This is a genomic window from Sorangium sp. So ce295 (assembly GCF_051527405.1).
Lineage (GTDB): Bacteria > Myxococcota_A > Polyangia > Polyangiales > Polyangiaceae > Sorangium > Sorangium cellulosum_B.
Map to the genome: position 1 here is coordinate 1,579,139 of NZ_CP150324.1, position 14,191 is coordinate 1,593,329.

At 73.8% G+C, this 14,191-nt stretch carries 8 protein-coding genes; 4 read left to right on the forward strand and 4 right to left on the reverse strand.

Going from position 1 to position 14,191, the window contains the following annotated elements:
* Positions 1-91: 91 nt before the first annotated feature.
* Both WMF11_RS05925 and WMF11_RS05930 read right to left on the reverse strand, forming a co-directional pair.
* Entirely contained in the window at positions 92-4,000 is a 3,909-nt protein-coding gene (locus tag WMF11_RS05925) for an MYXO-CTERM sorting domain-containing protein (RefSeq protein WP_437976743.1), read from the reverse strand.
* Between the two features lie 354 nt (positions 4,001-4,354).
* On the reverse strand, positions 4,355-4,972 hold the full coding sequence (locus WMF11_RS05930; protein ID WP_437976744.1) for a hypothetical protein: 618 nt from the start codon (positions 4,970-4,972) through the stop codon (positions 4,355-4,357).
* 176 nt (positions 4,973-5,148) lie between these two features.
* Here WMF11_RS05930 and WMF11_RS05935 point away from each other — a divergent pair, with 176 nt between their 5' ends.
* Complete coding sequence (locus WMF11_RS05935) at positions 5,149-6,603, forward strand: protein kinase domain-containing protein (protein ID WP_437907454.1); 1,455 nt, start codon at positions 5,149-5,151, stop codon at positions 6,601-6,603.
* Positions 6,604-6,668: 65 nt separating this feature from the next.
* A complete protein-coding gene (locus WMF11_RS05940; RefSeq protein WP_437976745.1) occupies positions 6,669-7,733 on the forward strand; it encodes a PEGA domain-containing protein in 1,065 nt (354 codons plus the stop codon).
* 78 nt (positions 7,734-7,811) lie between these two features.
* Here WMF11_RS05940 and WMF11_RS05945 read toward each other — a convergent pair whose 3' ends face one another.
* Positions 7,812-9,194 (reverse strand): DUF1552 domain-containing protein, encoded by a 1,383-nt coding sequence (locus WMF11_RS05945; RefSeq protein ID WP_437976746.1) that lies wholly within the window; start codon positions 9,192-9,194, stop codon positions 7,812-7,814.
* On the reverse strand, positions 9,194-10,930 hold the full coding sequence (locus WMF11_RS05950) for a DUF1592 domain-containing protein (protein WP_437976747.1): 1,737 nt from the start codon (positions 10,928-10,930) through the stop codon (positions 9,194-9,196). The genes WMF11_RS05945 and WMF11_RS05950 overlap by 1 nt, the downstream gene beginning before the upstream one ends.
* A 278-nt stretch (positions 10,931-11,208) precedes the next feature.
* On the opposite strand from WMF11_RS05950, the gene WMF11_RS05955 reads away from it, so the two are divergent.
* Both WMF11_RS05955 and WMF11_RS05960 read left to right on the forward strand, forming a co-directional pair.
* Positions 11,209-12,132 carry a hypothetical protein gene (locus WMF11_RS05955; protein ID WP_437976748.1) on the forward strand — a complete coding sequence of 308 codons (924 nt, stop codon included), beginning with the start codon at positions 11,209-11,211 and terminating at the stop codon, positions 12,130-12,132.
* A 28-nt stretch (positions 12,133-12,160) separates the two neighbouring features.
* A complete protein-coding gene (locus WMF11_RS05960) occupies positions 12,161-14,152 on the forward strand; it encodes an SBBP repeat-containing protein (RefSeq protein WP_437976749.1) in 1,992 nt (663 codons plus the stop codon).
* Positions 14,153-14,191: the final 39 nt, after the last annotated feature.

Sequence of the window (14,191 nt, forward strand, 5' to 3'; positions counted from 1 at the left end):
CCGGAACTCAAGAACGCCAGGGAGAGAGAGGCACTTGGAGTCCTTGGCGTCATGGCGGTTCATCTCTCGCTCGATCAACGCGATCGGTGCTTCAGGAACGCCGCTGCCGCCGCGTGAGGAACGCGAGCGCCAGGAGCGCGAGCGGCGCCCCGTGGGCGGCCGGTGCGGCCGGCGTCGTGCGGCACCCGCATCCGCCGCCGTCGCTGTCGTCCGGGTCACCTGCCCCCGGCGCATCGCCGCCTGAGCCCGCGGTCGCGCCGCCAGCGCCTGCGCCGCCGCCTGAGCCCGCGGTCGCGCCGCCAGCGCCTGCGCCGCCGCCTGAGCCCGCGGTTACGCCGCCCGAGGCCGCCGATGCGCCGCCCGAGGCCGCCGATGCGCCGCTCGTGGTCCCCCCGCCGCTTCCGCCCGCCGAGTCGTTGCAGAGGCCGTCGACGCAGGTGCCGCCGGGGCAGGGCGCACCGTCGGGCCGCTCCGGGTTCGAGCACGCGCCTGTCGCGGGATCACACGTCCCAGCCTCGTGGCAGGCGTCGGGGGGCGCGCAGGTGACCGGGCTTCCCGGGACGCAGGCGCCCCTCTGGCATGTGTCGGTCTGGGTGCACGCGTCCCCGTCGTCGCACGCGGTGCCGTTCGGCGCTTCCGCGTAGCGGCACCGGCCGCTCGCGGTGTTGCAGGTCCCCGGCTGGTGGCAGGCATCGGGGGGCGCGCAGGTGACCGGGGTTCCCGGGACGCAGACGCCGGCCTGGCAGGTGTCGTTGGTCGTGCAGATGGCGCCGTCGTCGCACGCCACGCCGGTCAGCGGCGTGCACTCGCCGTCGACGGCCGCCCCCGCAGCGACGCTGCAGACCTGGCAGTCGCCGCGGACGTCGCCGCCGCACGCGCTGTCGCAGCAGACGCCGTCCACGCAGAAGCCGGTCACGCAGTCGTGCGCGCTCGAGCACGCGGCGCCGCGCTCGGAGAGAGAGATGATGCGGCCGCGCGCTCGGTACGATCCGACGCCCGCGGCGGGGTCGAAGTGGGCGTACGCGACAAGCGACTGCCCGGCGCCGTTCGTGGCGAGGGAGGGGCCGCGTGCGGGGCCGTACGCGCTCTCGATCGCGAAGACGCCGGGGGGAGCCAGCGCGCCGCCTGAAAGGAGCCGGGCTGCGACGATCACGGACTGGGGCCCCGTCACCTGCTCCCAGGCGATGACGGGGGTCACGCCGTCGAAGGTGGCGGTCACGCTCCTGAACTGCTGGCTCTGCGCGTAGTGGATCTGGAAGCTTTCCCCGGGTCGACCGGACGTCGGGACGGTGCGGCCCTGGACCCTGTACGAGTTCGGATGGAGCCACACGACGAGGTGGTTCACCCCGTCGAACGCGAGCCCGGGGCTGGTGTCGTCCGGGGCCGACGCGGCGCTGTCCGAGAGCTGCATGACCGTGGGGTCCAGCACGAGACCATCGACGCCGACGCGGCTCGCGACGATCACGCCGCCGCTCCGCCAGGCCACGAGGAACTGGCCCCCGCCGAAGCCGACCGCCGGCTTGGAGCCTCCCCGCGCCGTGACGCCGAAGCCGCTCCCGTCCATCGAGCGGCCGCCCTCCACGCGGGTCGCGTAGATGCTCGTTCCGCCGTTGCGCCCGTCGGTCCACGCGACCAGGGCGGCGCCGCCCCCCGCCGCCACGTCGGGCGAGGTCTGCGCTGCGGAGGCGGCGCTCAGCGGGCTCGCGGCGAGCACCTCCCCGCGCGGGGTCACGCGCGCGGCGTAGATGTCGGTCAGCGAGGCCGCGGCGTTGCGGTCGTCCTGCCAGACGACGAGGTGGTTCTCCCCGTCGAACGCGACGCGGGGCGCGGCCTGCTCCCCGGGCGCGTCGGCGATGGCGATGCCGCTCGGATCGAGGATCTCCCCCGCCGGCGAGACGCGCGTGCCGTAGATATCGCGATAGCCGTCGGCGCCCGTGTCGTCCCAGACGACGAGGTAGTTCGCCCCGTCAAACGCGGCGTCCGGCGCGAGCTGGCGGTTCGACCCCGGCGTCAGCGGCACGTCGCTCGGCGCGAGCAGCGCCCCGTCCGCGGCGATCCGCGACAGGGTGAGCTCCCGCGGCTGGGGGCGGCCGAACGGGCTCGGGCGCCGCCAGACGACCAGCGATCGTCCGCCGCCCGACGCGATCGCGGGGGTCGTCTGCTGGCTCGCCTGCCCGGCGACGATCGTCCCCGGGAGCGGCGGCCCGGCGGTGGGGAAGCGCTGGATCGTCATCTGCTGCGAGTCCGTCGGCCAGCCGACGAGGTAGTTCGATCCGTCGAAGGCGACGGCGGCACAGGTGAAGTCCGCCAGCGTCTCGGAGTCGACGAAGGTCGTGTCGAGGCGGGTCGCCTCGGCGTCGAGGCGCGTCAGCCCGACGGAGCCCCACTTGCTCACCCATGCGAGGGCGTACTGGGATCCATCGGTCGCCAGGCGAGGGCAGGTTCCCGTGCCCACCAGGATCCCCGCCGGGTCGACGATCCCGCCGGCGGCGGAGACGCGCGACATCCGCACCTCGTAGTCCAGCGTGCCGCTGTTGTACCTGGACCACGCCACGACGAACGAGCCCCTCGCCGACGCGACGACCGGGCTGCTGCCGCTGATGCCGGTGAACGCGGGCGCGATCGTGGCGACCCCCTCGGGGGTGACGAAGGTGCCGACGAGCGAGCTCGTCGCGCTGTCCGGCGGCACTCCGATCCACACCACGAGGTGGCGCGTGCCGTCGAAGGCGATGCTCGGCGAGCCGCCGCCTCTGTAGCCCGGGTTCAGCAGCATGCCCCCGGGGTTGAGGACCGACCCGAGGGGGCTCACCCGCGTGGCGTAGACCTGCGAATTGGTCCCGGTCTGGTGGTCGCTCCAGGCGACGAGGTAGTTCGCCCCGTCCCACGAGATCGCCGGCTGTTCTTGCGCGCCGGGCCCGGTGCTGATGGGGATGCCGCGCGGATCGAGCACCGTGCCGTCGGGGGCGATCCGCGCCGCGTAGAGGTCGGCGCCGTCGGAGGAGGTCGTGAGATCGCCCCGCCAGTCGGACCACACCACGAGGAAGTTCGTCCCGTCGGACGCCACCGCGGCGTCGCTCTGGGCGCCCAGCGACGGCCCCGCGATCGGCTCATCCATGGCGAGCTCCGGCGAGACGATCGGGTCGAGCACCGCCGGATACGCCGATGTCTCGACGAGCGCCTCCGGCACCCGGAGCGCGAGCTCCCCCGCCGCATCCCACGCCACCGGCACCCGCGTCGCGGTCCCGCGCGCGTCGATCCAGGTGGCGACGCCGTAGCGCAGCCCGAGGCCGCTCGCCGGATCGATGAAGTGATGGCCGCCCTCGGTGGCTCCGGCGTGGCGGAGGCCGTCGACCCGCACGCGCACCACGAGATCCCCGTCCCCTGCCGGCGCGGCGGAAAACTCGAAGCTCTGCTCGACGCCGGCGGGCCCGTTGCGCAGGTGCTCGGCGACCCCGGCGCGGGCGACGACGAGGTGGCCGTCGTCAGCGACGCGCGCGACGCGTGTGGCGCGCGCCGGCTCGCCCGGCTCGCGCGCCGCGCGGGGCCCGCCGTGCGGCGCGCGCGTGCCGGGGCCGGCGGCGAGAGCGCGGCCGATCGCGACGGTCGAGAACACCGCCGCGGCGCCCATGCGGGGCGCGTCCGCGTCGCGCGCCACCGGGGCGACGCGGAACCCGTCGGCGTCGGCGCGCACGGCGTACGTCGCGTGGCCGCCGGTCCATGTCGCGGCGCGCTCCGTGTCGGGCCGGAACGCGAAGTGGATCCGCTCGATGACCTGACCGAGATCGAACGACGGCGGCGCGTGCGGCGCCGGCACCGGCGCCGCGGCAGGCGCGGAGGAGGCGCCCGGCGCGCCCTCCGACGGCGCTCGGCCCGCCTCGGTCCCGGCGGGATCGTGCCCGGCGCAGGCGGCGAAGGCGAGCGCGACGAGGAGGGGGGCGGCGGCCGTGCGCCGCGCCGAGGGGCGGAGGGGGGCGTCGTCGAGCGTTCGGGCGAGCGGCATGGGCATCTCCAGCGAAACGCGGTCGGTCCGGCGCGCAACGCGCGGCCTCCCGGGCGAGCGCCTCGCGGCGGATCGACAGGGGATGTCAGGCCCCTCGGGGAACGAGGAACAGATGCGATGTCCAGAGAGAGGGGCGCGGGCGTGGTGCGACCTGCGAACCGTACGAGTGATGCTGTCTGGCGCGCAAGAGACGATGGCGGTCGAACCGTGCTACGCGTGGACCGGCGTTGCGCAGGAGCCGCGCCTCCATCATCGAGCCTGTGCGGCCGGTGATCCGGTGCGACTGGCCGGCGGCGGGACCTCGGGGGATCCATCGGTGTCTCGCCAGCCGAGCCGTCGTTGGGCAGCGCGGCGCTACCGCGGGGCGCACCGGGGCGCGACGTAGCGGCCGTTTGGGTTGTCGTCGACGAACACGCTGCCCACGTCGGAGAGCTCGAAGGCGACCGATCTCGGGTCGATCGCCGTGATGGTGAGCCTGCCGAATCCCGCGTTGCCGCCGCCGCTGACGGCCCCTGTGCTGCTGCAGTCCGCGCGAGAGGACGTCCCGAAGACCGTGAGATCTCCGCTCGCCGTGTCCACCTCGCCCACGGCGAGCATCGACTCGGGCATGCTGAGCTCGAGGTCCCACCAGTCGCTGCAGGGCTCGTACGTGGGGTTCGCGTCGGGATCGCTGCAGGACAGGGGCAGGGTGGCAATACGGAACGTCACGCTCGACGAGTCGCCGAAGACGATCGCGCTCACCTGGCGGCCCGCGCCGCCCGAGGTCGTCGGCGACGGCGCGACCGAGCTCGTCGTCGAGATCGGGCCATCCGGGCCATCCGGGCTGCCCTGGCCGCTCGTGTTGCCCTGGCCGCTCGTGCTGCCCTGGCCGCTCGTGCTGCCCGCGCCGCCGGCCCCGTCTCCTCCGCCGTCCATGATCACCGCGCCGCCGCACGCGCTCTGGACGAGCAGCGCGAGCGAGCCTACCGCCATTGAGATACATCGAGGTGAGCGCTTCATCGTCGCATCGTATCGCCCTCCGACCGGCGATCGCAGACGAGGGCACGCCTCCGTCGATGGACCGGTCGGGGGGCACCTGTGCTACCGTCGACCACAGCAGGCTCGGATGGCGGCGCGCCCCGTGGCCGGGCGTGAAGCACGGAGCTCCCATGAAGCCACCTGTCGTCGAAGGAGACGTCATCGCCGGCAAGTACCGGGTCGATCGCGTCGTGGGCCGAGGCGGCATGGGCATCGTTGTCGCGGCGAGCCACCTGTTCCTCCCGCAGCGCGTCGCGATCAAGCTCCTTCTCAGCACGGAGAGCCCGGCGCTCGTGCAGCGGTTTCTCCGCGAGGCGCGCGCGGTGGTCCGCCTCAAGGGCGAGCACGTCGTGCGGGTGTTCGACGTCGGCGAGCTCGGCTCGGGCATCCCGTACATCGTGATGGAGTACCTGGAGGGCGAAGATCTCTCCGATGTGCTCCGCGCCCGCGGCACGCTCAGCGTCGTGGACGCGGCCGACTACGTCCTGCAGGCCTGCCTGGCGATGGCCGAGGCGCACGCCGCGGGCATCGTGCACCGCGATCTCAAGCCGGCGAACCTCTTCCTCTCGACGACGCCCGGCGGGGCGACGCTGATCAAGGTCCTCGACTTCGGGATCTCGAAGGAGGTGCCGGGCAGCACCGAGGGCGTCGGCGTGTCGTTGACGCAGACGCGGGAGATGCTCGGCTCGCCCAATTACATGTCCCCGGAGCAGATGCGGTCGTCGCGCTCGGTCGACGCCCGCTCCGACGTGTGGGCGCTCGGCGCGCTGCTCTACCGCCTCCTGGTAGGGCAGCCGCCGTTCGATGCCCCGGCGCTCGCCGAGCTCGTGCTGCAGGTCGCGAGCGCCGAGCCGATCCCGCCTTCCGCGCTCAGGAGCGACATCCCACCGGGGCTCGAGGCCGCGATCCTCCATTGCCTCCAGAAGGATCCGGCCCGGCGGCCGCAGACCGTCGCCGACCTGGCGCGCGCGCTGGTGCCCTTCGCGGCGGCGGGCGGGCAGGAGCGGGCGGAGCGCGCCGCGCGGATCCTCGGGGCGGCGGCGCAGGCGACCGCGCCGCCGACCGGTTCGGTGCCGCCGCCGCGGCTCGTGACGGCCAGCGGCCCTCCGAGCGCCCCGTCCGGCGCGATGGCGAGCCTCCTTCCCACGACGCAGGGGCTCACGCGAACGTTCGCGCGGCCCGGGTCGCGCAGGATCCTCGGGGCGGCGCTCGGGGCGGTCGTGATCGCCGTGCTCGCGCTCGCCCTGTGGGGCGCGGTCGCGTTGCCCGGCAGAGCGCCGGAGGCGGCGGCGCTGCAGGCCGCGGCGGCCTCGCGGGACGACACGGCGCCGCGGCGCGCACGGCAGGACACCGCGGCGCGCGGCGCGGACCCGCTGATCGCGCCCGAGCCGCCGCCCGCGGTCCGTGACGCCTTGCCGCCGCAGCAGCCGCCGGTCTCCCCGGTCGTCGCGCCGGCCAACGACGCGGCGCCCTCCGGGGCGGCGCTCGAGGGCCGGCGCGCGCCCCCGGCGACGAGCGCGTCGGCGACGCCGAAGGCGCCGTCGGCGCCCGGAGGGAAGAATCCCTTGGAACCACCGCTCAGATGAGACAGGAACCACCGGCCTCCGACCCGTTGCACCCCGCATTCCATCCGGATGCACGCGAGGCGCCGGTGCGTTCGCGCCGCCCGGCGGCGGGGCTCGCGCCAGCGGTCGCCATCGTGGTGTTGACCACGGCCGGCGGCGCGGCCGCGCAGCGACCCCAGCCCGCCCCTGCGGCGGCTCCCGCGCCGGCCGCGCCCGCGCCGGCGGCTCCTGCGCCGGCCGCGCCCGCGCCGGGCGAGGCTCCTTCTGCGCCCGCCCGCGAGCGGCTGAGCGGTGAGGCCAGGGCCGATTACGAGTCCGGCAAGGCGCTCTTTCGCAACGGCGACTTTGCCAGCGCCTTCCTCAAGTTCCAGAGCGCCTACGAGAGCTCGAAGGACGCGCGCCTCCTCTGGAACATGATCGCCTGCACCTCCAAGATGCACCGGTACAGCCAGCTCCTTGCGCTGGTGGAGAGGTTGAAGCAGGAGGACCGCGGCGTCCTGCTCCCGGAGGACTGGGCGACGATCGCCGAGGTCGAGCGGGACGCCAGCGCCCTCGTCGGTCACCTGGACATCGCCGCGAGCGAGCGGGACGCGGAGGTGACGATCGACGGCGAGCCGATCGGGAAGACGCCGCTCCCGGGCAAGGTGATCGTCGACGCCGGCACGAGGCGAATCCGTGTCTTCAAGCCGGGGTTCAAGGAGCACCTCCGCGTGGAGAGCGTGGCCCCGGGCGCGCAGCTGGCGCTCGACGTCCGGCTGGCGCGGCCGATGAACGGCGGCAGGCTCTCCATCGTTGCCTCTCCCGGCGATCGCCTTGCGCTCGACGGCGAGTTCCTTGGCGAAGGGCAGTGGGAGGGCATCGTGCCGAGCGGCCGTCACGTGGTGAGGGTGACGGCGCCGGGAAAGGTGCCCTACCAGGCCCAGATACGGATTCAGGACGAGGCGCTGAGCAGCGTCCGCGTCGGCCTGGTGCCGGCCGAGAAGCGCGGCGGGACGCCGTCGTGGGTATGGATCGCCGGCGCCGGGGCGGTCGTCGCGGCGGCCTTGTCGGCCGGCCTCCTCCTCTTGCACGACCCCAATCCCGCGCAGGTGGGGGCGGGCCAGGAAGCCGCCGGCGAGGGCCGCCCGACCGGATTCGGTGGCCGGTTTTGAGGGGGCCGCCGCGGTCCACGGCGGCGCTCGCACACGAACCTGCGCCTCGCGCCGGCGAGCGCGGCCGGCAGGCCGCCGTCAGATCATCCCTGTCAGCGGTCCTGTGCAGAAGTCCGGGTCGCCGAACGTGTCGGCCTCGATGCCCATCGCGTGGAGCAGCGACAGGAGCAGGTTGTTGTGCGCGACCTCCTTCTGCTGGACGAGGTATCGGCCCGTCTTGAAATAACCTCCTGCGCTCCCGGCGACGACATAAGGGATGTTCTTGCGCAGGTGGTTGCCGTCCGCGTGCTCGTTGGTCCAGAAGATCACCGTGTTGTCGAAGACCGTGCCGTCGCCCTCCGGCATGCTCTTCAGCCTGGCGATCAGGTACGCGAGCTGCTCGGCGTAGAAGCGGCTGATCCTGGTGAGCCGCTCGCGGTTCACCTGATCGGCGTAGCCGTTGTGCGCCATCGGGTGGTGGCCCTCGGTGATGTCCGGCCCGAGGAAGCTCAGCACCTTGGTCGTCGCGGAGTTCGTGAAGTGCAGGCTCGCGACCCGCGTCAGATCGCAGGCGAGGGACATCGCGATGAGATCCAGCTGGAGCCGGCAGAGCTCCGGCATGCTGGCGACCTTGTCGACGTCGAGATCCGGCGTCAGCGCCGGCGCGGCGCACGCCGGCGAGGTCGGCGCCGAGCTGCGATCGAGGCGCGACGCGATGTCCTCCACCGACGCGAGGTGCCCGTCGAGCTTCTGCCGATCCGCGGCGCCCAGCCGCTTGCGCAGCCGGTCGTAGTCCGAGGCCACCTTGCCGAGCACCGCCCTGCGCTGCTCGGTCTTCCGCGTCGCGTCGGCGGGCGCGACCGACAGGTCGGAGAAGAGCCTGTCGAACGCGGCGTACGGGCTGTTCTCCGGCGGCAGCGGCTGCGCCGGCCCGCGGTACGCGAGGCGCGCGCCCACGGTCGCCCCGTACACGAGCACGCCGAGCTCGAGCGAGAGGAACTTGGTCTTCGTGCCGATGTGGTTCGCGATCTCCTGGTCGAGCGAGATGCCGTCGGCCCAGCCGCACGACAGCCCGGCGTCGCCGGGGAAGTCGCCCTCCTGCATCGCGCGCGCGGTCAGGCACTGCCCCGTGCCCTTCTGGTGCGCGTCGCCCGGCCCCGTCAGCGCTGACAGCGCGCTCACGTTGCCGAGGACCAGCAGATCCCTGTTGTGGTCCTTGAGCGGCGCCAGGATGGGCGACAGCTCCTCGCCGTCCCGGAACGTCGAGGACGACGGCCAGAAGTCCGGCGGGACGGTCCCGTTCGGCGTGTAGAGCACGATGAACCGCTTCGGGAACTCGAGCCCGAACGCGGCCCGCCCCGTCTGCTCCGACGCCGGCGCGAGCCGCTTCGAGCAGCCCATCGCCTCGAGGAACGGCAGCGCGAGCGCCGCGCCGCCGAGGCCCCTGAGCAGGGCGCGGCGGCTGAGTCGGAAAGGCTTCATCACGGCTCTCCTCCCGGGGCGCTCTCCGAGGCGTCCCCTGCGTCGTCTCCCACGCTGCCTCCCACGTCGATCTCGCGCCGGTAGCGGAACGCGTCGGTCTGGGTGAGCGCCACGAGCAGCGCCCTGACGTTGTACCGGGACGCCTCGAACGCCTCCGTCGCCTGCGAGAGGCTGCAGGCGTCCTCGCGCTGCTCGGCGCGGCCGTAGCCGAAGCGGAACCACTGCTTCACGACGCACGCGCGCACCTGCTCGCTCTCCGCGAGCCGGTGCGCGAGCTCGACCGCCCCGTCGAACGGCCCGTCGATGTCGGTCTGCGTGAGCTCGCCGCTGGCGTCGACCGGGATGCCGTTCTCGGCGTCCCGCCAGCGGCCGAGCGCGTCGTAGTGCTCGAAGCCGAACCCGATCGGGTCGAGCAGCGTGTGGCAGCTCCTGCAGCCCGGGTCGGACACGTGCTGCGAGAACTGCTCGCGCGTCGTCTTCGTCCGGTCGACCATCGGCGGCTCCGGGACCACGTCCGGCGGCGGCGGCGGGATCTGGCAGAGCAGGCTCTGGCGCACGAACCGGCCGCGGTGCACCGGCGAGGACCGGTTCGGCTTCGCGTAGAGCGAGAGCAGCCCGGCGTGCGTCAGGAAGCCGGCGCGCTGCGACGGATCGAGCTCCACCCGCTCGAACGCCTCGCCCTTCGGGCCTCCCTCGACGCCGTAGAGCTCGGCGAGCTCCCGGTTCATCATCGAATAGGACGCCGTGAACAGCGCGCTCACGCTCGCGTCCTCCTCGAAGATCGCGTGATCCAGGAACGCCTCGGTCTCGGCCTGGAACAGCGGCAGGAGCTCGTCCCGGTACTCGGGGTAGAGCTCCGGGTCCCTCCCGCCCGCGGCGATCTCGTCGATCTTCGAGAGCCCGAGCCACTGGCGGTGGAAGTTCTTCGCGGCCTCGCGCGCCCGCGGATCGTCCAGCATGCGCCGCGCCTGCGCCGCGATCTCCGCGGAGGTGCCGAGCGCCCCCGCCTCGGCGGCCGCGAAGAGCGCGTCGTCGGGCATCGTGCCCCAGAGGAGGTACGAGAGCCGCGAGGCGATCTCGTACGAGGTGAGCGGCACGACGTCGCCCTCCACCGGATCCGGCATGCCGAGCTCGACGCGGTAGAGGAAGTGCGGCGACTGGAGCATCGCCTGGACGACGAGCGAGAGGCCGGTCGACGCGTCGTCGGGCGTCTCCCCGAGGCCGAGCCCGCGGTCGAAGAGCGCCGCGAGCTCGGCGACCTCGTCCTCGGCGAGGGGCCGGCGGAACGCCCGCTTGCCGAGCGACGCGATGAGCGCCGCGATCTCGCCGCGGCACGCGGCGCCCGCCGCGGCCCCGCGGCACGAGGGCGCCTCGCCGAGCAGCTTGCCCGCCGCGCGCGCCGCGATGCCCTCGGCGGCGGTCATGTACTGCTCCGCGAGCAGCGGGCTCACGACGAGCGCCGCCGCCTGGTTGTTGAAGCCGAGCGACTCCTCCTCGGGCACGAAGCCCCTCGCAGGGCGGCTGTCGTCGCCGAGGAGATCGAGTATCGTATTGTCGTACTCCACCCGTGTCATGCGGCGGAGCGGCGACTCGCCTGGCTCGATGGAGTCGCAGAGCGGCGCCGTCGCCTCGCCGTCGTCGTCGTCGTCGCTCGCGGGGAGATCGCCGAACTGCCCTGAGCAGGAGGCGAGGAGGAGCAGGCCGATGGGCCAGCGGAGAGCTCTTGGTTCAGCCATGGTGCCTCGTCGGCGAGCGCGAGCAGGGCACGGCGCGTTCCCCTCCGTGCAGCGTGCGGGGCGCGGCCGTGTGCGTGGCGCGCCATCTCGCCATCTTCAAGGAGCGTATGGCAAACCGTCGCTCCCGGATAGGAGCCGCGCTCGGAGCCGCCGAATCAAGTGGGAGCACGGGGCCGATGTGATCATCCCGTGCGCGCGTGTCTTACGGCGTTGCCGCGGACTCCGGCCTTCGAAGGCGGCTCGACCTGCGGTGTACGGAGCGACTATGCTCGCGCCCAATGCAAAGGCGAACGCTCGCCTGTCCTGTCGCTCCTCTCTCTCCTCGGACGCCGCGGCGCAGCGCGCGCCGCTCTTCTGCGGCCGCGCTGCTCGGCGCGGCGCTCTCGGCGCTGTCGATGCTCCTGGCGCTCCTGGCGCCAGGCTCGGCGCTCGCCGATCCCGGCGCCGATCGCGCCGAGCGCGATGAAGGCGCCCGCCCCCCCGCCGCGGGGACGGCGCTCTTCAGCGCGGGTGTCGATCTCGAGATAGCGGGTCGTACGCTGTCCTATAGCGATCTGCTCTCCGACAACCTCCGCACCTACGAGGTGCTGGGCGTGCCCATGCCGTCCCTCCGGGGCGAGCTGTACCCGTTCGCGCGAAGCGCCGTCCCGGTGCTCCGCGACCTCGGCGTCGAGCTCTCGTACGCTCGCGCGCTCGGCCTCGACTCGGAGGGCGCCGGCGGAGCGAGCGTATCGACCTCGTGGAGCCGGCTCCATGCGGGCCTCCGGGGCCGTTACCGCCTCGCCGGGCAGGACGGGCCGGTCCTGTTCGCGGGCGGCGGACTCCGCTGGACCGACTTCGATATCGAGTCGACGGGCGACCCGTCGCGCGACGCCGCGTCGGTGTCTTACGTCGCCTTGCGCGTGGGGGTGGACGGGCGATTGCCGGTCGGCCCGGTCGCGCTGGAGGCCGGGGGAGGGGTTCAGGCGCCCCTCTCGATGGGAGCCCTCGCCTCTCATTTCCGCGCGCCGAGCGCCGGAGGCGTCGATCTCCGCGTCGCGGTCGCCGCCCCGTTCGCGCCGGGGCTCGAGGCGCGCGCCGGCGCATCGTACGCGCGGTTCTTCTACGACTTCGACTCTGAGCCAGAGGACACGTACATCGCTGGCGGGGCGCTCGACCAGCTCTTCAGCGTTCACCTGGGGGTGGCTTATCATGGGCAGTGAGGTGCGCTCAGCGCGCGCGGCGCGCGCCGTGTCTGCCCGTCGCGGCGGGCGCTTCACGACGGCGACGGCGGCGACGGCGACGGCGCTCGTCGCGCCGGCCTTGCCGCTGCTCGCGGGGTGTCCTGGGACGATCGACGACCAGGAGCGGTTCGACCGGCGGGATCGCGACCCGCAGGCCGCGTGCGCCGACGTGCCCGCGGTGTTCGCCGAGCGGTGCGGCGGCGGCGGCTGCCACGGGCCGGGCGAGCCCGCGGCGGGCCTCGACCTCGTCACGCTCGGCGTCGGCGATCGCGTCGCCGGCCGCCCGGCCACGAACTGCGCCGGCGTGCTCGCCGACCCCGATCGGCCGGAGGAGAGCGCGCTCTACGTGCGGCTCACCGACGCGCCCTCGTGCGGCGCGCGCATGCCGCTCGGCGGGACCCCGTACTCGTCCGAGGAGCTCGCGTGTGTCGCCGCCTGGATCGCGGAGCTCACGCCGGCCGCGTGCAGCGGCCTCGACTGCGGCTGTCCCGGCTGCGTGTGTACGCCCGGCGCGCAGGAGGCGTGTTACACGGGCCCGGGGGGGACGGACGGCGTCGGGCGCTGCGCGGCCGGCACGCGCGTCTGCAACGCGGAGGGCACGTCGTGGGGCCCGTGCATGGGCGAGGTCCTGCCCGCGTTCGACGCGTGCGACACGCCCGACGACGAGGACTGCGACGGCGCGACGCCCGCCTGCGAGGACGTGTGGAGCCGCGGCTTCGGCGACGCGAACGGCCAGTACGCCCGCTCCGTCGCGTTCGACGCGGACGGCAACGTGATCGTGGTCGGCCAGCTGGAGGGGACCGTCGATCTCGGCGGCGGCCCGCTCACGGCCACCGGCACGGACGCCTTCGTGGCGAAGTTCGACAGGTTCGGCGCGCACGTCTGGAGCAAGCTGTTCCCGGGCGACGGCAACCAGTTCGCGATGGCGCTCGCGGTCGACGCGGTGGGCAGCGTCCTCGTGGCGGGCCGCGCCTTCGGCCGCGTCGATCTCGGCGGCGGCGAGCTCGCGTCGCACGGGAGCGACGATGTCTTCGTCGTCAAGCTGGGCGGCGGCGGCGAGCACATCTGGAGCAGGATCTTCGGCGGATCCGGCGCGGATCGCTGCGACCGCATCGCCGTCGACGCGGCGGGCAACGTCCTCGTGGCAGGCGGCTACCACGGCGCCGTCGACTTCGGCGCTGGCGAGCTCACGAGCGCGGGCATGCGCGACGCCTTCGTGCTGCGCCTCGCCTCGGACGACGGCCGGACGCTCCTCGCCGCGCGCGCCGGCGGCGAAGGCGACGACTACGCCCACGGGATCGCGGTCGACGCCGACGGCAACCTGCTCGTCGCGGGGTATTTCGAGGGCTCCATCGATCTCGGCGGCGGGCCGCTCGAGAGCGCCGGCCTCTCCGACATCTTCCTCGCCAAGCTCCGTCCTTCCGGCGACCACGTCTGGAGCGCCCGGTTCGGCGGCGCCGAGGCGGACGAGGCCCACGACGTCGCGGTCCACCCGGCGACGGGCGACGTGGCGCTCACGGGCACGTTCGCGTCGACCATCGACCTCGGCGGCGATCCGCTGGTGAGCGCCGGCGGGCGGGACCTGTTCGTCGCCAGGCTCTCCGGCGCCGGCGCGCACCTCGTGAGCCGGCGCTTCGGCGACGCCGAGGACCAGCTGCTCACCGATTTCGAGACGGGGGCGCGCGCGAGCGTCGCGGTGGACTCCGCCGGCAATCTCCTGCTCGCGGGTCCGCTGTTCGGCTCGGCGGACTTCGGCGGAGGGCCGCTGACGAGCCGAGGCAAGACCGATGTCTACCTGGTCAAGCTCGGCGCCTCGGGCGATCACGTGTTCAGCAAGCTGTTCGGCGACGTCCAGACGCAGGTCGGCCTCGACGTGGCGGCGGGCTCAGGCGCGAGCGTGCTGATCGCGGGCCGCTTCTACGGCGCCATCAACTTCGGTCAAGGGGCGCTCGCGAGCGCAGGCCAGGGCGACGCGTTCGTCGCGAAGCTCTCTTTGTAAATACCGTTCCCGCTGCAAATGCCGCGTTCGGCAGCGCTG